The sequence below is a fragment of the Streptomyces sp. NP-1717 genome (genome assembly GCF_022695985.1).
Taxonomy (GTDB): Bacteria; Actinomycetota; Actinomycetes; order Streptomycetales; family Streptomycetaceae; genus Streptomyces.
In genome coordinates, this window is record NZ_JAAPBF010000051.1 from 1 (window position 1) to 20,368 (window position 20,368).

The 20,368-nt window shown below is 68.4% G+C and carries 16 protein-coding genes; 8 read left to right on the forward strand and 8 right to left on the reverse strand.

Annotated elements, in window-relative coordinates; all coding sequences use genetic code 11:
• Window positions 1-2,225 (reverse strand): DUF6049 family protein (locus GXP76_RS13725; protein ID WP_242571797.1); only part of this gene is annotated, 2,225 nt, incomplete at its 3' end.
• Between the two features lie 198 nt (window positions 2,226-2,423).
• On the opposite strand from GXP76_RS13725, the gene GXP76_RS13730 reads away from it, so the two are divergent.
• A complete protein-coding gene (locus GXP76_RS13730; RefSeq protein WP_242571798.1) occupies window positions 2,424-3,890 on the forward strand; it encodes a CCA tRNA nucleotidyltransferase in 1,467 nt (488 codons plus the stop codon).
• 148 nt (window positions 3,891-4,038) lie between these two features.
• Here the strand turns inward: GXP76_RS13730 and GXP76_RS13735 are convergent, their stop codons facing one another.
• The 3 genes from GXP76_RS13735 to GXP76_RS13745 form a co-directional block, all read right to left on the reverse strand.
• Window positions 4,039-5,310 (reverse strand): MFS transporter, encoded by a 1,272-nt coding sequence (locus GXP76_RS13735; protein ID WP_242571799.1) that lies wholly within the window; start codon window positions 5,308-5,310, stop codon window positions 4,039-4,041.
• A gap of 141 nt (window positions 5,311-5,451) precedes the next feature.
• Window positions 5,452-6,534 (reverse strand): inositol-3-phosphate synthase, encoded by a 1,083-nt coding sequence (locus tag GXP76_RS13740; RefSeq protein WP_242571800.1) that lies wholly within the window; start codon window positions 6,532-6,534, stop codon window positions 5,452-5,454.
• A 61-nt stretch (window positions 6,535-6,595) separates the two neighbouring features.
• Complete coding sequence (locus GXP76_RS13745; protein ID WP_242571801.1) at window positions 6,596-7,363, reverse strand: PadR family transcriptional regulator; 768 nt, start codon at window positions 7,361-7,363, stop codon at window positions 6,596-6,598.
• Window positions 7,364-7,722: 359 nt separating this feature from the next.
• Here GXP76_RS13745 and GXP76_RS13750 point away from each other — a divergent pair, with 359 nt between their 5' ends.
• Both GXP76_RS13750 and GXP76_RS13755 read left to right on the forward strand, forming a co-directional pair.
• On the forward strand, window positions 7,723-10,419 hold the full coding sequence (locus GXP76_RS13750) for a transglycosylase domain-containing protein (RefSeq protein WP_242571802.1): 2,697 nt from the start codon (window positions 7,723-7,725) through the stop codon (window positions 10,417-10,419).
• Window positions 10,420-10,515: 96 nt separating this feature from the next.
• Complete coding sequence (locus GXP76_RS13755) at window positions 10,516-12,012, forward strand: glycosyltransferase family 87 protein (protein WP_242571803.1); 1,497 nt, start codon at window positions 10,516-10,518, stop codon at window positions 12,010-12,012.
• A 116-nt stretch (window positions 12,013-12,128) separates the two neighbouring features.
• Here the strand turns inward: GXP76_RS13755 and GXP76_RS13760 are convergent, their stop codons facing one another.
• The 3 genes from GXP76_RS13760 to GXP76_RS13770 all read right to left on the reverse strand — a co-directional run bounded on the left by GXP76_RS13760 (window position 12,129) and on the right by GXP76_RS13770 (window position 14,890).
• A complete protein-coding gene (locus tag GXP76_RS13760; RefSeq protein ID WP_078076232.1) occupies window positions 12,129-13,160 on the reverse strand; it encodes an alanine racemase in 1,032 nt (343 codons plus the stop codon).
• A gap of 168 nt (window positions 13,161-13,328) precedes the next feature.
• Window positions 13,329-14,447, reverse strand: coding sequence for a peptidoglycan bridge formation glycyltransferase FemA/FemB family protein (locus GXP76_RS13765; RefSeq protein ID WP_147873142.1), 1,119 nt, complete (start codon window positions 14,445-14,447; stop codon window positions 13,329-13,331).
• A 110-nt stretch (window positions 14,448-14,557) separates the two neighbouring features.
• Window positions 14,558-14,890 (reverse strand): hypothetical protein, encoded by a 333-nt coding sequence (locus GXP76_RS13770; RefSeq protein ID WP_242571804.1) that lies wholly within the window; start codon window positions 14,888-14,890, stop codon window positions 14,558-14,560.
• A gap of 272 nt (window positions 14,891-15,162) precedes the next feature.
• On the opposite strand from GXP76_RS13770, the gene rpsF reads away from it, so the two are divergent.
• From rpsF to rplI, 4 genes are all read left to right on the forward strand, one after another.
• The gene (gene rpsF, locus GXP76_RS13775) at window positions 15,163-15,453 is read left to right on the forward strand and encodes a 30S ribosomal protein S6 (protein ID WP_023540278.1); all 291 of its coding nucleotides are present in this window, start codon (window positions 15,163-15,165) and stop codon (window positions 15,451-15,453) included.
• Between the two features lie 75 nt (window positions 15,454-15,528).
• Complete coding sequence (locus tag GXP76_RS13780) at window positions 15,529-16,137, forward strand: single-stranded DNA-binding protein (RefSeq protein WP_242571805.1); 609 nt, start codon at window positions 15,529-15,531, stop codon at window positions 16,135-16,137.
• 42 nt (window positions 16,138-16,179) lie between these two features.
• Complete coding sequence (gene rpsR / locus GXP76_RS13785) at window positions 16,180-16,416, forward strand: 30S ribosomal protein S18 (protein WP_003967857.1); 237 nt, start codon at window positions 16,180-16,182, stop codon at window positions 16,414-16,416.
• Between the two features lie 18 nt (window positions 16,417-16,434).
• On the forward strand, window positions 16,435-16,881 hold the full coding sequence (gene rplI, locus GXP76_RS13790; protein WP_242571806.1) for a 50S ribosomal protein L9: 447 nt from the start codon (window positions 16,435-16,437) through the stop codon (window positions 16,879-16,881).
• A gap of 134 nt (window positions 16,882-17,015) precedes the next feature.
• On the opposite strand, the gene GXP76_RS13795 is transcribed toward rplI, so the two are convergent.
• The gene (locus GXP76_RS13795) at window positions 17,016-18,425 is read right to left on the reverse strand and encodes an MATE family efflux transporter (protein WP_242571807.1); all 1,410 of its coding nucleotides are present in this window, start codon (window positions 18,423-18,425) and stop codon (window positions 17,016-17,018) included.
• A 424-nt stretch (window positions 18,426-18,849) separates the two neighbouring features.
• On the opposite strand from GXP76_RS13795, the gene dnaB reads away from it, so the two are divergent.
• Complete coding sequence (dnaB, locus tag GXP76_RS13800; RefSeq protein WP_242571808.1) at window positions 18,850-20,328, forward strand: replicative DNA helicase; 1,479 nt, start codon at window positions 18,850-18,852, stop codon at window positions 20,326-20,328.
• The last annotated feature ends 40 nt before the right edge of the window (window positions 20,329-20,368 follow it).

Here is a 20,368-nt window from a genome sequence, read left to right on the forward strand (position 1 = left end):
TTGCGCTGGCTGTACATCTTGACCCCGGCCAGGACGAGCATCAGCACACCGCCGGCGATGACGAGCATCACGGTGGGAGTCAGTTCGGAGACCCTGACCTGGAACGTCATGGGGCTGCCGTACGGCCGGTTGTCGGTCGTGTAGAGCTGCGCCGTCAGCTCCACCGGGCCGTTGGCGTTGGCCGCGCCGGTGAACTTCACCACCTGGGTGTGTCCGCCGTCGACCCTGATCGGCTGCTCGGCGACCGCGCTGCCGTCGTCCAGCTTCAGACGGGTCGCGTTCGTGGACTGCAGACGCAGGACGAGATTGTCGACGCCCTGCAGGAGCTGGTTCTGGACCGTCACCGGGATGGTCGCGCTGCGTCCCGACAGGGTCAGCTCGGACTTCTGGATGAGCTGGACCTCACTGGCGAGGCTCGTCAGATAGCGGTTCACCGAGTCGCGGTACTGCTCGGCGCCCTTGGCGTCGCCCCGCCAGGACGTGGAGACCGCCCTGTTGACGGCGTTGGCGAAGGGCGTCGCCACCCGGTCGGGGAGGGTGAGGATGGCCTTGAACTTCCCCAGCCGCTCCCCCATCCCCTTGAGCTCCTCGAACACCGACGCGGGGAGTTCCTGGTCACGCAGCTTGTCCGGATACCGCGTCGGGCCGGGCACCTTGGTGTTCGCGTTGGTGTCCGGCTTCGCGGCGGCGGCCGCGACCAGGTCGGACGGCTGGGTCCAGCGCTTTCCGTCCAGGCCCTGGAGCGCGCGGGCCATGGACTGCGCCTGGCTGGCCGACGGCGTGCGCTGCGGGGCGACGACGATGTCGCGCTGCTTCGAGGGGTCCTGGAGGTTCACGGCCAGCGTCTGGGCGAGGAACTTCTGGACCGCGAGCGTGGAGGCGCCCGCCTTGGTCACATCGCCCTGGAAGGCGGTGGACAGCCGGGTGTCGCTGACCACGGCCGTCGTGCCGCCGCCGATGGGCCGCGCCGCGCTCGCCGTGTACGGCAGGTTGTCCTGGATGCTGTCGCTGCGCGAGATCACCTTGTCGGCGCCCGCGGAGGTCGCCACGTCGACGATCGACGGGTCCACCGCGCCGTCCGCGGGCCACGCGAAGTCGGTGGCGGGCGGCACATGAAGGATGGTCTCCACGGTCTTCCCGGCCACTTCGCTGGAGCTCTGGAGATGGCCGAGGGTCCCGGAGACGTTCTCGCCGCCGTGGGCCAGCGACGCCAGGTCGGGGTCGCCGAAGGGCAGCGCGACGATGTCGGGGTTGTCCTGGACGGCCTTCTCCAGGGCGTTGAGCCAGGTCCTGGCCACGAGCTGGTTCTTGCCCGCGACCGTGGACTTGCCTTCCCTGACGCGGTACGGGTCGGTCATCGCCTCGACGGTGGCGAGGAGGTCCGGATCGACGACCCAGGTGACCGGGAGCTGACTGCCGAGCGAGACGAGCTGCTCCAGCCGGCCGCCGGGGGCCAGCTCCTCGGCCAGGTCGTCGTTCTCGAAGACCGGGGTCTGCTGGTCGTCCGACCCGGTCTCGGCGGAGACGTGCGACGTGGAGATCAGCGGCCAGAGATAGGTGAACTTGGTCTTCTTGTCCACCGAGTCCGGCTGCCACGGCAGGAACGTCCTGCGGACGCCGAGCGTGTGGTCGTACGGTTCGGCCGCCGTCCGGCCCGTCAGCGTCACACCGAGCTGGTAGACGCCGTCCGCCCCGAGGCCGAGCTTGCTCACCGGAACCGACAGGGCGAAGTCGTAGCTGATGCCGGAGTCGAGCTTCGCGAACTCGACCTTGTACTTGCCGCCCACCGGCAGCGGGTCGTACGTCGTGTCGTTGGAGCGCTCGACGGCGTCGTCGATGGCGGTCCGGCCGGTGAGCTGCGGGCCCACCCGGAGATCGACCTGCGCGTCGGTGACGGCCTTCTTGCCCTTGTTGGTCACCGTGCCGGAGATCGTGAGGGTGTCACCCTTGGTGGGCGCGCTGGGCGCCAGCGTGTCGAGTGCGACGGAGACGGTGTTCGGACCGGACGGTTCCGCGGCGGCACTCGCCGGGGAGCCCTTGGCGGCCCCTGTGGTGGCCGCGGAGACGGGCGAGGCGGTCGAGCCCGCCGCGGACGCCTGCGGCGCCGCGAGGCCCCCCAGCAGCCCGGCCAGGAGCGGCACCCCTGCGGCCACGGCGGCGGTACGCCCCAGCCATCGGCGGGCAGGAGAGTGCTTCATCCCCTGGATGTCTGCCGCCTCGGCCACGCGCCCGCCCGTCCCTCGTCGTCAATGGTCTTCGTCGTTGGTCGTCGTCGATTGTGCGTCCACGCATGGTAACGATGTGCGCTGTGACGAAGTGCCGGGGACCGCCCTTCATGATCGCAGGAATCTCATGGGCGGTGGAAACCGGTGCCCCGGAAACCCGGGCGCTGGGGCCGGCCGGGGCACGTACCCTTTTCTGTTGTGCCGAACGCCAACGAAGAGACTCCCCTTGCACTGAGTCAGGTGCAGCGCCGCGCGGTCAGCGAACTGCTGCGGGTGTCCCCTGTCGCCGACGACCTCGCGCGCCGATTCCAGGAGGCGGGCTTCACCCTCGCCCTGGTCGGAGGCTCGGTGAGGGACGCCCTCCTCGGCCGCCTCGGCAACGACCTCGACTTCACGACCGACGCCAGGCCCGACGACGTACTGAAGATCGTCCGGCCCTGGGCGGACTCGGTGTGGGAGGTCGGGATCGCCTTCGGCACGGTCGGTGTCCAGAAGGCGGGCCGGGTCGGTGACGAACGGCAGGACTTCCAGATCGAGGTCACGACCTACCGCTCCGAAGCCTACGACCGCACGTCGCGCAAGCCCGAGGTGTCGTACGGGGACTCCATCGAGGACGATCTCGTCCGCCGGGACTTCACCGTCAACGCGATGGCGGTCGCTCTGCCGCAGAAGGAGTTCATCGACCCGCACGGCGGTCTCCAGGACCTCGCCGCGGGTGTGCTGCGCACGCCCGGCACCCCGGAGGCGTCCTTCTCCGACGATCCGCTGCGCATGCTCAGGGCCGCGCGCTTCGCCGCGCAGCTGGACTTCGAGGTCGCCCCCGATGTCGTCGCGGCCATGAAGGCCATGGCCGAGCGCATCGGGATCGTCTCGGCCGAGCGCGTACGGGAGGAGCTCAACAAGCTGATCCTCTCCGGCCACCCGCGCAAGGGCCTGGCGCTGCTCGTCGACACCGGACTCGCGGAGCGCGTCCTGCCGGAGCTGCCCGCGCTGCGGCTGGAGAGCGACGAGCACCACCGGCACAAGGACGTGTACGAGCACTCGCTGACCGTCCTGGAGCAGGCCATCGACCTGGAGGAGAAGGGGCCGGACCTGGTGCTGCGGCTGGCCGCGCTGCTCCATGACATCGGCAAGCCCCGGACACGGCGCTTCGAGAAGGACGGCGGGGTCTCCTTCCATCACCACGAGGTGGTGGGGGCGAAGCTGACCAAGAAGCGGATGACTGAGCTCAAGTACTCGAACGAGCTGGTGAAGGACGTCTCGCGACTGGTGGAGCTGCATCTGCGCTTCCACGGCTACGGGACGGGCGAGTGGACGGACTCGGCGGTGCGGCGGTACGTACGCGACGCCGGCCCGCTGCTGGACCGGCTCCACAAGCTGACCCGCTCGGACTGCACCACCCGCAACAAGCGCAAGGCGACCGCGCTCTCGCGGGCCTACGACGGGCTTGAGGAGCGGATCGCGCAGTTGCAGGAGCAGGAGGAGCTCGACTCCATCCGGCCAGACCTGGACGGCAACCAGATCATGGAGACGCTGGGTGTCGGTCCGGGGCCGGTCATCGGGGCCGCGTACAAGTTCCTGCTGGAGCTGCGGCTGGAGAACGGGCCCATGGGGCGTGACGAAGCGGTGAGCGCGCTGAAGGAATGGTGGTCTTCGCAGAGCTGAGTACACGGCGGCGGGCCGGGTGCCCGGACCTGCGCCTGCGGCAGGGTCTCGCGGTCGATGTTTCACGTGAAACATCGACCGGGGGACGCCGAAGCGAGGGGGCGACGTTTCACGTGAAACATCGCCCCCTTCGCGCGTGCTCTCCGCGCTATCCGTACTTCTTCGCGTGCCTCTTCCAGCGGAACAGTCCTGCCGCGGTGCACGCGTACAGCACCGCGACCCCGAGGACGAGCGGTGCGGAGCGGCCGTCCGGCGGCAGTATCAGCGCGGCGACCCCGGCCGCGCCCACGAATGCGACGTTGAACAGCACGTCGTAGAGGGAGAAGACCCGCCCTCGGTACGCGTCGTCCACCGACGTCTGCACCACCGTGTCCGTCGAGATCTTGGCGCCTTGGGTGGTCAGACCGAGAACGAACGCGGCGGCGAGCATCGGGGTGGGGGCGAACGGCAGCGCCAGCGCCGGTTCCAGTACGGCCGCCGAAGCGGCGCACGCCATCATCCAGCCGAACGAGCCGAGACGCCCGACCGCCGACGGTGTGACCACGGCGGCGGCGAAGAAGCCCGCCCCCGAGACGAGCAGGGCCATCCCCAGCAGTGCGATCCCGTCGTCCTCCGTGTTCGACCAGGCGTACCGGCAGAGCATCAGCACCATCACGGTCAGCGCCCCGTAGCAGAAGCGCATCAGCGTCATGGCGAGCAGCGCGACCGCCGCGTCACGGCGCTCCGCCAAATGGCGCAGCCCTTCGCCGAGTCCGCGCGCGGTGGAGGCGAGAGCGGCCTTCAGCCGGGGCTGTACGAGTCCCGGATCGGGGCCGAGGAGATCGCGGGTCATCGTGACCGACGCCAGCGCCGACGTCAGATACAGCGCGGCGCCCAGCAGTACGACGGCGGCGTCGGAGCTGGAGACGACCAGCCGCACCAGGAAGGCGAGCCCGCCGCCCGCGGTCGCGGCGAGCGTGCCGGCCGTCGGGGAGAGGGAGTTGGCGACGACCAGGTGTCCGTCCTCGACGACGCGGGGCAGCGAAGCCGACAGCCCGGCGAGTACGAACCGGTTGACGGCTGTCACGGCGAGCGCGGAGACGTAGAAGAGCCAGTCCGGCATGGAGGAGAGGATCAGTACGGCGGTACAGGCCGCGAGAACGGCCCGGAGCAGATTGCCGTACAGGATGACCTGGCGCCGCCGCCAGCGGTCGAGCAGCACCCCGGCGAACGGGCCGATGAGCGAGTACGGCAGCAGCAGGACGGCCATGGCGGAGGCGATGGCGCCCGGGGAGGTCTGTTTCTCGGGGGAGAACACGACGTGCGCGGCGAGCGCGACCTGGAAGACCCCGTCCGCCGCTTGCGACAGCAGACGCACGGTCAGCAGACGGCGGAAGTTCGGCAGACGCAGGAGCACACGCAGATCGCGCACGACAGACATGTGAATCAGCGTCACACACGGCACGCCCGTCACATGCGAAGGGTCCCCGGGCAGTCTGCCCGGGGACCCTTCGCATGGTGCGTGTCAACGGGGGAGACCGGCGTTACACCGGTCCGGTCCCCCGAGGGATTCGCCGAGGGGTCAGCGCTCGACCTCGCCCTTGATGAACTTCTCCACGTTCTCGCGGGCCTCGTCGTCGAAGTACTGCACCGGCGGGGACTTCATGAAGTACGAGGAGGCGGAGAGGATCGGGCCGCCGATGCCGCGGTCCTTGGCGATCTTCGCGGCGCGCACGGCGTCGATGATGACACCCGCGGAGTTCGGGGAGTCCCAGACCTCCAGCTTGTACTCCAGGTTCAGCGGAACGTCACCGAAGGCGCGGCCCTCGAGGCGGACGTACGCCCACTTGCGGTCGTCCAGCCACGCCACGTAGTCCGAGGGGCCGATGTGGACGTTGTCGGCGCCCATGTCACGGTCGCGGATCTGCGAGGTGACCGCCTGCGTCTTGGAGATCTTCTTGGACTCCAGGCGGTCGCGCTCCAGCATGTTCTTGAAGTCCATGTTGCCGCCGACGTTCAGCTGCATCGTGCGGTCCAGGACCACGCCGCGGTCCTCGAACAGCTTCGCCATCACACGGTGCGTGATGGTGGCGCCGACCTGCGACTTGATGTCGTCACCGACGATCGGGACACCGGCCTCGGTGAACTTGTCCGCCCACTCCTTCGTGCCGGCGATGAAGACCGGAAGAGCGTTGACGAAGGCGACCTTGGCGTCGATGGCGCACTGCGCGTAGAACTTCGCGGCGTCCTCGGAACCGACGGGCAGGTAGCAGACCAGGACGTCGACCTGCTTGTCCTTGAGGACCTGGACGACGTCGGCCGGGGTTTCGTCCGACTCCTCGATTGTCTCCCGGTAGTACTTGCCGAGCCCGTCGTAGGTGTGGCCGCGCTGGACGGTCACGCCCGAGTTCGGGACGTCGCAGATCTTGATGGTGTTGTTCTCGCTGGCACCGATGGCGTCCGCGAGGTCGAGACCGACCTTCTTCGCGTCGACATCGAAGGCGGCGACGAACTCGACGTCCCCCACGTGGTACTCGCCGAACTGCACGTGCATCAGGCCGGGCACCTGGCCGGCCGGATCGGCGTCCTTGTAGAACTCGACGCCCTGCACCAGCGAGGCGGCACAGTTGCCCACGCCGACAATGGCTACGCGAACGGAACCCATCCTGGTTGCTCCCTGTGTGTGATCTCAATGTTGCGATGAAGCCCCGCGTTGATGCGGACCCTCATGTGGTGGTGTCCTCGGACGGATCCGGCTGGCCGGGGACTCCAGGAGGCGAACCTCCGGAAGTTCCCCGGAGCCGGGGCAGGCCGCCCTCGTCTCCCGTTGTGCTGTTGGTCGTACCGCTCGCCGGGCTGTTCGTGCCGGTCGTGCCGTCCGTCGTGCTGTCCCGCCGCGCGGAGGGGCTGTCGGGGCCGGACTCCCGCCGGTCCCGTCCCGCCCGCTCGCTCTCGATGAGCTCGTTGAGCCAGCGCACTTCGCGCTCCACGGACTCCATGCCGTGCCGCTGAAGTTCGAGCGTGTAGTCGTCGAGGCGTTCCCGGGTACGGGCCAGGGAAGCGCTCATCTTCTCCAGGCGCTCCTCCAGCCGGCTGCGACGGCCTTCCAGCACGCGCATGCGTACCTCGCGCTCCGTCTGTCCAAAGAAGGCGAAGCGAGCGGCGAAGTGCTCGTCCTCCCAGGCGTCCGGGCCCGTCTGTGACAGCAGATCCTCGAAGTGCTCCTTACCGTCCGCTGTCAGCCGGTAGACGATTTTCGCCCGGCGGCCCGCGAGTGACGCGGCGAGCGCCTCCTCGGGCGCACTGCCGGGCTCCTCGATCAACCATCCGTTGGCGACGAGCGTCTTGAGGCACGGATACAGCGTTCCGTAACTGAAGGCCCGGAAGATCCCCAGCGAGGTGTTGAGCCGTTTCCGCAGCTCGTAGCCGTGCATCGGAGACTCACGCAGCAGACCCAGAACAGCGAATTCGAGGATGCCCGAGCGTCTGCTCACTTGCGCCTCCTCCGTCGTCCCGGCTGATTATGCCGTCCCGATGTATCGACTCGATACATCGGGACGATAGAACACCGATGCTGATGGGACAAGAGGGGCCAAGGTGAACGGCGTCACATCGCCGATTCACTGCGAGTAACTTGCCTGATTTGGGGTGAAGTTCAGATCTCGGCGGGTTTGACCCTGCGTAGTCTGTGCGGCATGCAGACCACCGGGAACCGCGTGACGTGTGAGAGCGTCATCGTTCTGGATGCATGCCGGATGAGCCCGAGGCCGGGCACATCCGTATTCATTTCGGGGGGACCGGAACTCAACTGCCGCTTCCAGGCGTTCGCGCCTGCCCGAGGAGTAGTCGTTCGATGAGCGAGCACCGTCGCAAACAGCCTCAGCCACAGGGTGGCCAGGGTGGCGGACGAGCCGCGGCCAGGCGCGCCGCGCAGCGGCCGACAGGCCGCCGCGCGGACCCTTCGCGTGGAGTCCCCACGGCGTCCCACTCCGACTCCCATGAGCCGGAGCCTTCCTACGGAGGCCGAGCCGAAGCACGCAAAGCGGCCCAGCGGGGTCGACGCCGTGGCGCCGAGGGGGGCGGCGCCGGCGCGGGGGGCCACGGCGGAGGCCGCCGCGGTGGCGGACCCGACGGCCCCGGCCGCGGGCGTGGCGGGAGGCCGGGCAGGAAGCGGCTGATCGACTACCCGAGGCACGACAAGTACGGATGGCGTCGCTGGGTGCCGTCCTGGAAGCTCGTGACCGGTCTCTTCATCGGCTTCCTCGGTGGTCTGATGGCCGCGGGCTCGATCGCGTACGCCCTGGTGGAGAAGCCCCAGGTGAGCCTGGCCTCCAAGGCCCAGAACAACGTCTACCTCTGGGACGACGGAACGCCGATGGTCTCCACCGGCGGTGAGGTCAACCGCCAGATCGTCGGGATCGAGCAGATTCCCGCGGCGATGCAGAACGCCGTGATCTCGGCGGAGAACAAGACGTTCAGGGAAGACTCGGGCGTCGACCCCATGGGTATCGGCCGGGCCGTGTTCAACATGGCCAAGGGCGGCCAGACGCAGGGTGGCTCCACCATCACCCAGCAGTTCGTCAAGAACGCCATGCTCAGCCAGGACCAGACCTTCAAGCGCAAGTTCGAAGAGCTGTTCATCTCCATCAAGGTCGGCGCCGACATGGAGAAGCCCGACATCATGGCGGGCTACCTCAACACCTCCTACTACGGACGCGGCGCCTACGGCATCCAGGCGGCGGCCCGTACGTACTACGGCGTGGACGCCAGGGAGCTCAACCCGAGCCAGTGCGCCTTCCTGGCGACGCTCCTCAAGGGCGCGACGTACTACGACCCGAACGGCAACCCGTCGATCGACGCGAACGCCACGCAGAAGAGCAACACCGAGCGGGCGACGAAGCGCTGGAGGTGGATCCTCGACGAGATGGTGAAGGACGGCCATCTCGAGGCGGCGGAGCGGGCGAAGTACGGCAAGTTCCCGATGCCGGACCCGCCGAAGAAGAACGCACAGCTCGGCGGCCAGGTCGGCTACCTCGTGGACCTCGCCAAGGCCTACTTCATCAACAACAACGACAAGTACACGGCCGAAGACCTGGCCAAGGGCGGCTTCGAGATCAAGACGACCTTCAACAAGAAGAAGGTCAACGCGCTCAACAAGGCCGTCACCGACATCTACAAGGCGAACATCGACCCCGAGAAGCGCCCGAAGACGGACACCCACGTCCAGTTCGGCGGCGCCTCGGTGGAGCCCTCGACCGGCAAGATCGTCGCGATCTACGGCGGGCAGGACGCCACCAAGCACTTCACCAACAACGCCGACCAGACCGGTGCCCAGGTCGGATCGACCTTCAAGCCGTACGTCCTGGCGGCGGCGATGCGCGACGGTGTGCGGGACCCCGAGCTCGGACCGGAGCAGGGCGCCGAGTCGCGTACGAAGGTCTCGCCGGACAAGAGCGAGTACAACGGCAAGAACAAACTGAAGATCAAGGACTACAACGGCGACATCTGGACCAACGAGAAGGGCGAGGAGTGGCACCAGCGCAACGACGGTGACGAGAACTACGAGGACATCAACCTGCGCGAGGCCATGAAGGTCTCGGCCAACTCCCCCTTCGTCCAGCTCGGTATGGACGTGGGCATTCCGCAGGTCCGAGAGGCCGCCGTCGACGCGGGACTGCTGGCGGACAGCCTTCCGGGCGGCAGCAACCCGTCGTTCTCCATCGGTATCGCCGACCCCAGCGCCATCCGCATGGCGGGCTCGTACGCCACCTTCGCCGACAACGGGACCCAGCGTGATCCCTACTCCGTCCAAGAGGTCAAGAAGGAAGGCGTTCGCGTCTTCAAGTACGACAAGAAGCCGCAGAGCACGTTCGACGCCGACATCGCGCAGAACGTGACGGATGTCCTGAAGTCCGTGGTCATGGAGAAGGGCGGCACGGGCACCTCGGCGCAGCTGCCGGACGGCCGTGAGGTCGCCGGCAAGACCGGTACCACCGACGGCAACAAGTCGGCCTGGTTCGTGGGCTACACCCCGCAGCTCTCGACGGCCATCGACATGTACCGGCTGGACGACAACGCCGAGAACAAGAACCGCAAGTTCCTGGAGATGTACGGCACCGGCGGCCAGGACACGATCCACGGAGCGTCGTTCCCGGCCGACATCTGGCGGGAGTACATGACGGTCGCGATGAAGGGCAAGGAAGCGCTGAAGTTCCCCGAGCCCTCGCCGATCGGCGAAGCGGTCTACGGCGGCGGCGTGCCGAGCCCTGAGCCGACGCCGACGGAGCAGCCGTCCGAGAAGCCGTCCGAGAAGCCGTCCGAGTCCCCGTCCGAGGAGCCCTCCGAGTCCCCGAGCCCGACCGAGTCCTGCGAACAGTGGAACGGCTGTGAGGACGGAGGCCCCGGTAATCCGGGTGGTCCGGGAGGTGAGGATCCCGGCGGAGTCATCGGGGATCCCGGCTCGTCGACCAGTCCACCACCGGAGACCGGAGATCCCGAGGGTGGCGACGGCGGGGGCTTGTTCGGAGGCCAGGGGGGCCGCGGACAGTGACGCGAAGGCCGTCGCACCAGGGACGTACACAGACCGTGTGCGGACCGGTGCGGCGGCCTTCGCCGTGCCGCGGCGGCGTACGGCAGGATGGGCGGCATGCCGAGCACAGAAGACATCGCGGTGCCCAAGGACCGGCCGGTCGTACCGCCCACCAGGCGGGACAGGATCGCCGCGGCGGGCAGCGAGCTGATCGGCGGGCCCATCGGCCGCTGGGCCTGGTACGGCACCAGCCGTCTCACGCCGGTACGCGTGGTCGCGCTGGTGGCGATCGGGATGTTCGCGCTCGGCATGGTGCAGAAGATGCCCTGTTACGAATGGGCCTGGTTCCGGGGCGCCAGCTCCCAGTACACGCACGCCTGTTACTCCGACATCCCGCACCTCTTCCTCGGACGGGGCTTCGCGGACGGTCTCGTGCCGTACTTCGACCGCCTGGGCGGCGACATGCAGTACCTGGAGTACCCCGTCCTGACGGGGCTGTTCATGGAGGTCGCCTCCTGGCTCACCCCCGGTGACGGTTCGATCCAGCACCGCGAGCAGATGTACTGGATGGTCAACGCGGGCATGCTGATGATCTGTGCGGTGATCATCGCCGTGTGCGTCGCCCGCACCCACCGGCACCGCCCCTGGGACGCCCTGCTGCTGGCCCTCGCGCCCGCCTTCGCCCTCACCGCCACCATCAACTGGGACCTGCTGGCCGTCGCGCTCCTGGCGGCCGGGATGCTGATGTGGTCGCGCGGCCGTCCGCTGGCGTTCGGCATCCTGATCGGCCTCGCGACGGCGGCCAAGCTCTACCCCGTACTGCTCCTGGGGCCGCTGCTGCTGCTGTGCTGGCGCGCGGGGCGGCTGCGGGAGTTCGGGGTGGCGCTGGGCGGTACGGCCTTCTCGTGGCTGCTGGTGAACCTCCCGGTGATGCTGTTCGCGCCGGAGGGGTGGAAGAAGTTCTACACGTTCAGCCAGGAGCGGCAGGTCGACTTCGGATCGTTCTGGCTGATCATCACGCAGCGCACGGGGCGGTCCCTGGAGGTCGAGACCGTCAACACCTGGTCGATGGTGCTGATGGTGCTGGCGTGCGCGGGCATCGCGGCGCTCGCGCTGACGGCGCCGCGGCGGCCCCGGTTCGCCCAGCTCGCCTTCCTGGTCGTCGCCGCCTTCATCCTGACCAACAAGGTCTACTCGCCGCAGTACGTGCTGTGGCTGATCCCGCTCGCCGCGCTGGCCCGGCCGCGGTGGCGGGACTTCCTGGTCTGGCAGGCCTGCGAGGTCATGTACTTCCTGGGCATCTGGATGTATCTCGCGTACACGACGAGCGGGGACGCCCACAAGGGGCTGCCGACCGAGGGCTACCAACTGGCCATCGCGCTGCACCTGCTGGGGACGCTGTACCTGTGTGCCGTCGTCGTACGGGACATTCTGCTGCCGGAGCGCGACGGCGTACGGCGCGACGGTTCGGACGATCCGTCGGGCGGGGTGCTGGACGGGGCGCGGGACGTGTTCGTACTGGGCGGGGCCGCCCGGTCCGGTGCGTACACGGCGCACACGGTGGAGGCGTCTCAGCGCGTCTCGTGGGGGGTCCGGCCGCCCGGCGCGGCGTGAGCCCTCGGCAGACGGGTTGAAAAGCGACGGCCGGCCGGCGCCCTGGTGGGCTGCCGGCCGGCCGTCGTCTTCGGGACTTCTCTCCCGCGGGCCAGGCGGGCCTTTGAAGACAGGTCCTAGCGGTCCACGAGCCGGTCGAACTGTGTCGTCGTGTGGCGCAGGTGCGCCACCAGCTCGTCGCCCACCTTGGGCTCCTGCGCGTCGGCCGGCACGAACAGGATCGACACCTGCATGTGCGGCGGCTCGGCGAACCAGCGCTGCTTGCCCGACCACACGAACGGCGAGAGGTTGCGGTTGACCGTCGCCAGGCCCGCCCGCGCGACGCCCTTGGCGCGCGGCATCACGCCGTGCAGTGCCTTGGGCGCCTCGAGTCCGACACCGTGCGACGTGCCGCCCGCGACGACCACCAGCCAGCCCTCGGAGGCGGTCTTCTGCTGGCGGTAGCCGAACCGGTCGCCCTTGACGACGCGGGTCACGTCCAGCACGGCGCCCCGGTACTGGGTCGCCTCGTGGTCGCCCAGCCACAGCCGCGTACCGATACGGGCGCGGAACCGGGTCTGCGGGAACTGCCGCTGGAGACGCGCCAGTTCCTCGGCGCGCAGATGGCTGACGAACATGGTGTGCAGCGGGAGCCGGGCCGCGCGCAGCCGGTCCATCCAGCCGATGACCTCCTCGACCGCGTCGGAACCGTCCGTGCGGTCGAGGGGCAGGTGCAGCGCGAAGCCTTCGAGGCGCACGTCCTCGATGGCCGCGTGGAGCTGGCCGAGCTCCTCCTCGCGGACACCGTGGCGCTTCATCGAGCTCATGCACTCGATGACGACGCGGGCGCCCACCAGCGCGAAGACGCCGTCGACCGAGGAGACGGAGCGGATGACGCGGTCGGGCAGCGGCACGGGCTCCTCGCCCCGGCGGAACGGCGTCAGGACCAGGAGATCGCCGCTGAACCAGTCCTTGATGCGGGCGGCTTCGTAGATGGTGCCGACGGCGAGGATGTCGGACTCGAAGCGGGAGGTCTCCTCGGAGAGCCGTTCGTGACCGAAGCCGTAGCCATTGCCCTTGCAGACCGGGACGAGGCCCGGGAACTGGTCAATGACCGACTTCTGGTGCGCCCGCCAGCGCGCGGTGTCGACGTAGAGGGAGAGCGCCATGCCGGTCCGGAACCTTTCTCGTGGCTGCGGTGTATGAAGGATATGAACGTTCTAGGGGGTCTTGAGGGCCTTACACAATTATCGGGCGGGCCGGTGGGCATTTCCGGCGCCTGGCACCGCAGCCTGCTGATCGTCGGCACTCCCCTGTCCACCGGGTCGGGATACGGGTCAACGGCGAGACATGTACATGTCGAGAGCCTTGTGGAGCAACTTGTTGAGCGGGAAGTCCCACTCACCCACGTACTCGACGGCCTCGCCACCCGTTCCCACCTTGAACTGGATGAGACCGAACAGGTGATCCGTCTCGTCGAGGGAGTCGGAGATCCCGCGCAGGTCGTAGACGGTCGCGCCCATCGCATAGGCGTCGCGCAGCATCCGCCACTGCATCGCGTTCGACGGCCGGACCTCCCGCTTGTGGTTGGCCGACGCCCCATAGGAGTACCAGACATGGCCGCCCACGATGAGCATCGTCGCCGCCGCGACGTTCTCCCCCTCGTGCCGGGCGAAGTACAGCCGCATGCGGTTGGGGTCCTCGGAGTTGAGGACGGTCCACATCCGCTGGAAGTACGAGAGCGGCCGCGGGCGGAAGTGGTCGCGCTCGGCGGTGATCTCGTACAGCCGCTGCCACTCGGCGAGGTCGTCGTAGCCGGCCTGGACGACCTCGACGCCCGCCTTCTCCGCCTTCTTGATGTTGCGCCGCCACAGCTGGTTGAAGCCCTTGAGGACGTCGTCCAGCGAGCGGTTCGCCAGCGGCACCTGGAAGACGTAGCGGGGCTGTACGTCTCCGAAGCCCGCCCCGCCGTCCTCGCCCTGCTGCCAGCCCATCTTGCGCAGCCGGTCGGCCACTTCGAAGGCGCGCGGCTCGATGTGGGTGGCCTCCACGTCGCGCAGCCGCTTGACGTCCTGGTCCTGGATCCCCGACTTGATGGCCGCCGCGTCCCAGCGGCGGATCACCACCGGCGGCCCCATCTTCACGGAGAAAGCGCCCTGGTTCCTCAGGTGCGCCAGCATCGGCTGGAGCCAGTCGGCCAGGTTCGGGGCGTACCAGTTGATGACCGGGCCCTCGGGCAGATACGCCAGATACCGCTTGATCTTGGGCAGTTGGCGGTAGAGCACCAGACCGGCGCCGACCAGCTGGCCGTCCCTGTCGAACCAGCCCAGGCTCTCCGAGCGCCACTCCGTCTTCACGTCCGCCCACGCGGGGACCTGGCAGTGGCTGGCCGCGGGCAGGCTCTGGATGTACGCCAGATGCTGCTCGCGACTGATGGTGCTCAGCGTCAGGGTCATGCGGGGCGCTCCTCGCAGATGTGTCCCCATGGAGTAGGGGGGCTCCGGCTCTCGCGCCGAAGCCTACTTGCCGCAGGAGCGCCCCGGCTGGCCACGGGGCGGAGCGGGCGTCAGCCCAGCAGTCCGCCGAACAGTCCGCCGTGCGCCATCCCGAGGTAGAAGCCGACGGCCGAGGAGCCCAGGCCCATGATCAACGCGAACCGCTCGTGGGTCGTCACCGAGACGAACTGGCCGTACAGACCCGTGAGGATGCCGATGAGCCCCGCCCAGGAGCTGAGGAGGTGCAGGTTGTCGAACATCCCCGAGACGAACGCGGTGACACCCACCACGGCGGTCACCCAGAGAAGGATGTCCTGGAGGGGATGGGGCCGGTGGTCGGAGGCGAAGAGAGAACCGGTCGTCTTCTGCCGCCCTGCGTTCGGTTGCATTGCCTGCTGTGCCATGGGGCACCTCCTGGCGCCTTGCCGGAGGGCGGCGCACCGTAGCGCCGCCCGCACCCGATGTGTCCAGGGTGCGTCCCTCCCCGGCCGGATTTCAACCGGAAGCCGGTCAAGAGGTAGTCTGTACGGTCTGCACCGGTGTCTGCCCAGGCCAGAGCGCGATCCTCGCTCGTCGAGCGGGATTGTCAGTGGCGGCCGATACCGTTGCTCACGCATCACGACCCTCCTGCCACGGAACGACCGTGGCCGCTGAGTCCAAAGGAGGTGGGTTCCACATGCGTCACTACGAGGTGATGGTCATCCTCGACCCCGATCTCGAGGAGCGAGCAGTCTCCCCGCTGATCGAGAACTTCCTCTCCGTCGTCCGTGAGGGCGACGGAAAGGTGGAGAAGGTCGACACCTGGGGCCGTCGTCGTCTCTCTTACGAGATCAAGAAGAAGCCCGAGGGCATCTACTCGGTCATCGATCTGCAGGCTGAGCCCGCGATCGTCAAGGAGCTCGACCGACAGATGAACCTGAACGAGTCGGTCCTCCGGACCAAGGTCCTCCGTCCCGAGACCCACTGAGCCTCCGGCTCCAGCGGTTATCGGGTCCGAGTAGCAGCCAGCAGCAGAAGCAATCCCCGCCGAGAGGTTCACCCAATGGCAGGCGAGACCGTCATCACGGTCGTCGGCAATCTCGTCGACGACCCCGAGCTGCGCTTCACCCCGTCCGGTGCGGCGGTCGCGAAGTTCCGTGTCGCGTCCACTCCCCGCATCTTCGACAAGCAGACCAATGAGTGGAAGGACGGCGATGGCCTGTTCCTCACCTGCTCGGTCTGGCGTCAGGCGGCGGAGAATGTCGCCGAGTCGCTTCAGCGGGGCATGCGCGTCGTCGTGCAGGGCCGGCTGAAGCAGCGGTCGTACGAGGACCGCGAAGGCGTCAAGCGCACGGTCTACGAACTGGACGTCGAGGAAGTCGGCCCCAGCCTGAAGACCGCCACGGCCAAGGTCACCAAGACCACCGGTCGTGGTGCCCAGGGCGGCTACGGCGGCGGTGGCGGCGGTCAGCAGCAGGGCGGCGGCAACTGGGGCGGCGGCCCCGGTGGCGGTCAGCAGCAGGGCGGCGGCGGAGGATCCTCCGACGACCCCTGGGCGACCAGCGCGCCGGCCGGCGGTGGCCAGCAGCAGGGTGGCGGAGGCAACGGAGGCGGTTGGGGCGGAAGCTCCGGCGGTTCCGGCGGCGGCTACTCGGACGAGCCGCCCTTCTAGGGCAGCTCGCTCCCACTTTCTTGATCACACAGGAGAAACACCATGGCGAAGCCGCCTGTGCGCAAGCCTAAGAAGAAGGTCTGCGCATTCTGCAAGGACAAGACCCAGTACGTGGACTACAAGGACACGAACATGCTGCGGAAGTTCATTTCCGACCGCGGCAAGATCCGTGCCCGCCGCGTCACCGGCAACTGCACGCAGCACCAGCGTGACGTCGCCACGGCAGTCAAGAACAGCCGTGAGATGGCGCTGCTGCCCTACACGTCCACCGCGCGATAAGGGGAGGGTGACCTAATCATGAAGATCATCCTCACTCACGAGGTCTCCGGCCTCGGTGCCGCCGGCGACGTCGTCGACGTCAAGGACGGATACGCCCGCAACTACCTGGTCCCGCGTGGTTTCGCGATCCGCTGGACCAAGGGCGGCGAGAAGGACGTCGAGCAGATTCGTCGTGCTCGCAAGATCCACGAGATCGCCACCATCGAGCAGGCCAACGAGATCAAGGCCCGCCTCGAAGGTGTGAAGGTGCGTCTGGCCGTTCGCTCCGGCGACGCCGGCCGTCTCTTCGGCTCCGTCACCCCGGCCGACCTCGCTTCGGCGATCAAGTCCGCCGGTGGTCCGGAGGTCGACAAGCGTCGTATCGAGCTCGGTTCGCCGATCAAGACCCTGGGCTCGCACCAGGTGTCCGTGCGTCTGCACCCCGAGGTCGCCGCGAAGTTCGGCGTCGAGGTCGTGCCCGCCTAGGGCTTCGACCGGACAGGTTGACCGGGTCCGCCCGGTAGCCATGTCGTCCACGATCGCCGGACGGGCTCAGGCCCGTCCGGCGATCGTGTTTTCCGGGCTGTTTCACGTGAAACGCGCGGCGTCGGAGTCTCCGGTCAGCGCGTGGCGCCCGTGACCAGCCAGTGGCCCGACCGGGTGCGCAGCCACAGCGTCAGCATGCGGACCGCCATCATCAGCGTCATGGCCCACCACAGGGCGGTGAGTCCGCCCCCGAACACCGGCACCAGCAGGGCGACCGGGGCGAAGACGGCCAGCGTCACCACCATCGCCTTGGCGAGATAGGGCCCGTCGCCCGCGCCCATCAGCACGCCGTCCAGGACGAAGACGATGCCCGCCACCGGCTGGGTGACCGCCACCACCAGCAGCGCGGGCAGCAAGGTGTCCTGGACCCGCTGATCACCGGTGAACAGCGGGATGAACAGCGGGCGCGCGAGCACGACGAGCACCCCGAGCCCCACGCCGGAGACCACACCCCACTGCACCATGCGACGGCAGACGTCCTTGGCGCCCTGGGGATCGTTCGCGCCCAGATAGCGGCCGATGATCGCCTGCCCCGCGATGGCGATGGCGTCGAGCGCGAAGGCCATCAGGCTCCACAGGGACAGGATGATCTGGTGCGCGGCGACGTCGGCGTCGCCGAGACGGGCCGCGACGGCGGTGGCGATCATCAGGACCGCGCGCAGGGAGAGCGTACGGACCAGAAGAGGGACTCCGGCGTGGGCGCTGGCCCGTATGCCGGCGGAGTCGGGCCGGAGCGAGGCGCCGTGGCGGCGTGCTCCCCGTACGACGACCACCAGATAGGCCGCGGCCATACCGAACTGCGCGATGACGGTGCCCCAGGCGGAACCGGCGATGCCGAGGCCGACGCCGTAGACGAGCACCACGTTGAGGACCGCGTTGGCGCCGAAGCCGCCGATGGCGACGTACAGCGGGGTCCGGGTGTCCTGGAGACCGCGCAGGACTCCGGTGGCCGCCAGGACGACCAGCATGGCTGGGATGCCGATGCTGGAAATGCGCAGATAGGTGATCGCGTACGGGGCGGAGGTGTCCGAGGCGCCGAAGATGTCGACGAACCAGGGCGCCAGGGGGAGGGTGACGGCGATGACGGCGGCGCCCAGCAGCAGGGCGAGCCAGATCCCGTCCATGCCCTGCCGGATGGCGGCCTGGAGATCGCCCGCGCCGACGCGGCGCGCGACGGCCGCCGTGGTGGCGTAGGCGAGGAAGACGAAGACACTCACGGCCGTGGCCAGCAGGGTCGCCGCGATCGCCAGTCCGGCGAGCTGCGGAGTACCGAGATGGCCGATGACCGCGCTGTCGACCATCAGGAAGAGCGGCTCGGCGACGAGGGCGCCGAAAGCGGGCACGGCGAGGGCGATGATCTCGCGGTCGTGCCGTCGCCGGGACGCCTTGGACCCCGTGTCCGGCCGGCTGTCGGGCCGGTTGCCGGGACCACTGTCCCGACCGCTGTCGGGGCCGGGACCGGATGCCGTGGGGACCTGTGTCATGGGCTCAATCTAATCTTCCACAGGTAAGAGATGCAATGTGGTTGTGATCCTTACCTGTCGAGCGGATTCGGGCACTGCTGTGCGCCGTTTGCTCGGATCTTGGACCAGCTTGAAAAGTTTTTCTCCCCCACAGCCGGTGGACGGAGAAAGGCCAGGTCAGGGCCGATGTGGCGGAGGGGGTGCAAGGTTGTCCACAGTGCTGTCCCCCGGTCCGTGCACAGGTTCGCCGGAGTTCTCCACAGCATATGGTCCTTCGTCCACATGGCCTGTGGATAACCAGATTGGCGGACGGTCCCCGCGGGCCTACCGTGGACCGACGTCCGACGCGCCGGAACCGGAGTCAGGCCACTCGATTTGTCAGTGTCGTGCCGTAGAAAGAGTGGCACGGCGAGGTCCGCCCTGCGGACGGGAGGAGGGTGGCCGGATGAGCATCCCCGAGCCATTGGACGACCCCTGGACCGAAGCCGGTCCCGGTGATCGTCTGCCGGCCTCCCGCCAGCGCCGAGGCGAGGGAAGGGGCCGCGACGAGCAGCACGAGCGCGGCAGGGACAACGCCGCGTGGGACGGCGGATCACCCGGTTTCGAGCGGGTCCCTCCCCAGGACCTGGACGCCGAACAGTCCGTGCTCGGCGGCATGCTGCTCTCCAAGGACGCCATCGCCGACGTCGTGGAGATCATCAAGGGCCACGACTTCTACCGCCCGGCGCACGAGACGGTCTTCCAGGCGATCCTCGACCTGTACGCCAAGGGCGAGCCGGCCGACCCCATCACGGTCGCCGCCGAGCTGACCAAGCGCGGTGAGATCACCCGGGTCGGCGGAGCGTCGTATCTGCACACGCTGGTCCAGACGGTGCCGACGGCGGCGAACGCCTCGTACTACGCCGAGATCGTGCACGAGCGCGCGGTGCTGCGCCGTCTTGTCGAGGCCGGCACCAAGATCACACAGATGGGATACGCGGCGGACGGCGACGTCGACGAGATCGTCAACTCCGCCCAGGCCGAGATCTACGCGGTCACCGAGCAGCGCACCAGCGAGGACTACCTGCCCCTCGGCGACATCATGGAGGGCGCGCTCGACGAGATCGAGGCGATCGGTTCCCGCAGCGGTGAGATGACGGGTGTGCCGACGGGGTTCACGGACTTCGACTCACTCACCAACGGGCTGCACCCCGGCCAGATGATCGTCATCGCCGCCCGTCCCGCCATGGGCAAGTCGACGCTCGCGCTGGACTTCGCGCGTGCGGCCTCCATCAAGAACAACCTGCCGAGTGTCATCTTCTCGCTGGAGATGGGGCGCAACGAGATCGCGATGCGTCTGCTCTCGGCGGAGGCACGGGTGGCGCTGCACCACATGCGCTCCGGCACGATGACGGACGAGGACTGGACGCGGCTGGCCCGGCGGATGCCGGACGTCTCGCAGGCGCCCCTGTACATCGACGACTCGCCGAACCTGTCGATGATGGAGATCCGCGCGAAGTGCCGCCGGCTCAAGCAGCGCAACGGACTGAAACTGGTGGTCATCGACTATCTTCAGCTGATGCAGTCCGGCGGTTCGAAGCGCGCGGAGAGCCGCCAGCAGGAGGTCTCGGACATGTCGCGAAACCTCAAGCTGCTGGCGAAGGAGCTGGAGCTGCCGGTGATCGCGCTCTCCCAGCTGAACCGTGGCCCCGAGCAGCGTACGGACAAGAAGCCGATGGTCTCCGATCTGCGTGAGTCGGGCTCCATCGAGCAGGACGCGGACATGGTGGTGCTGCTGCACCGGGAGGACGCGTACGAGAAGGAGTCACCGCGCGCGGGCGAGGCGGACCTGATCGTGGCGAAGCACCGTAACGGCCCGACGGCGACGATCACGGTGGCGTTCCAGGGCCACTACTCGCGCTTCGTGGACATGGCGCAGACCTGACCGGCGTTCGTAAGGATCTCGGGTTCGGCCCCGCGTTCCC

Coding starts and splice junctions, on each gene's coding strand:
- GXP76_RS13735 (WP_242571799.1), bottom strand. CDS start 5,310: ATGTCTGTCGTGCGCGATCTGCGTGTGCTCCTGCGTCTGCCGAACTTC.
- GXP76_RS13740 (WP_242571800.1), bottom strand. CDS start 6,534: ATGGGTTCCGTTCGCGTAGCCATTGTCGGCGTGGGCAACTGTGCCGCC.
- GXP76_RS13750 (WP_242571802.1), top strand. CDS start 7,723: ATGAGCGAGCACCGTCGCAAACAGCCTCAGCCACAGGGTGGCCAGGGT.
- GXP76_RS13755 (WP_242571803.1), top strand. CDS start 10,516: ATGCCGAGCACAGAAGACATCGCGGTGCCCAAGGACCGGCCGGTCGTA.
- GXP76_RS13760 (WP_078076232.1), bottom strand. CDS start 13,160: ATGGCGCTCTCCCTCTACGTCGACACCGCGCGCTGGCGGGCGCACCAG.
- GXP76_RS13765 (WP_147873142.1), bottom strand. CDS start 14,447: ATGACCCTGACGCTGAGCACCATCAGTCGCGAGCAGCATCTGGCGTAC.
- GXP76_RS13770 (WP_242571804.1), bottom strand. CDS start 14,890: ATGGCACAGCAGGCAATGCAACCGAACGCAGGGCGGCAGAAGACGACC.
- rpsF (WP_023540278.1), top strand. CDS start 15,163: ATGCGTCACTACGAGGTGATGGTCATCCTCGACCCCGATCTCGAGGAG.
- GXP76_RS13780 (WP_242571805.1), top strand. CDS start 15,529: ATGGCAGGCGAGACCGTCATCACGGTCGTCGGCAATCTCGTCGACGAC.
- rpsR (WP_003967857.1), top strand. CDS start 16,180: ATGGCGAAGCCGCCTGTGCGCAAGCCTAAGAAGAAGGTCTGCGCATTC.
- rplI (WP_242571806.1), top strand. CDS start 16,435: ATGAAGATCATCCTCACTCACGAGGTCTCCGGCCTCGGTGCCGCCGGC.
- GXP76_RS13795 (WP_242571807.1), bottom strand. CDS start 18,425: ATGACACAGGTCCCCACGGCATCCGGTCCCGGCCCCGACAGCGGTCGG.
- dnaB (WP_242571808.1), top strand. CDS start 18,850: ATGAGCATCCCCGAGCCATTGGACGACCCCTGGACCGAAGCCGGTCCC.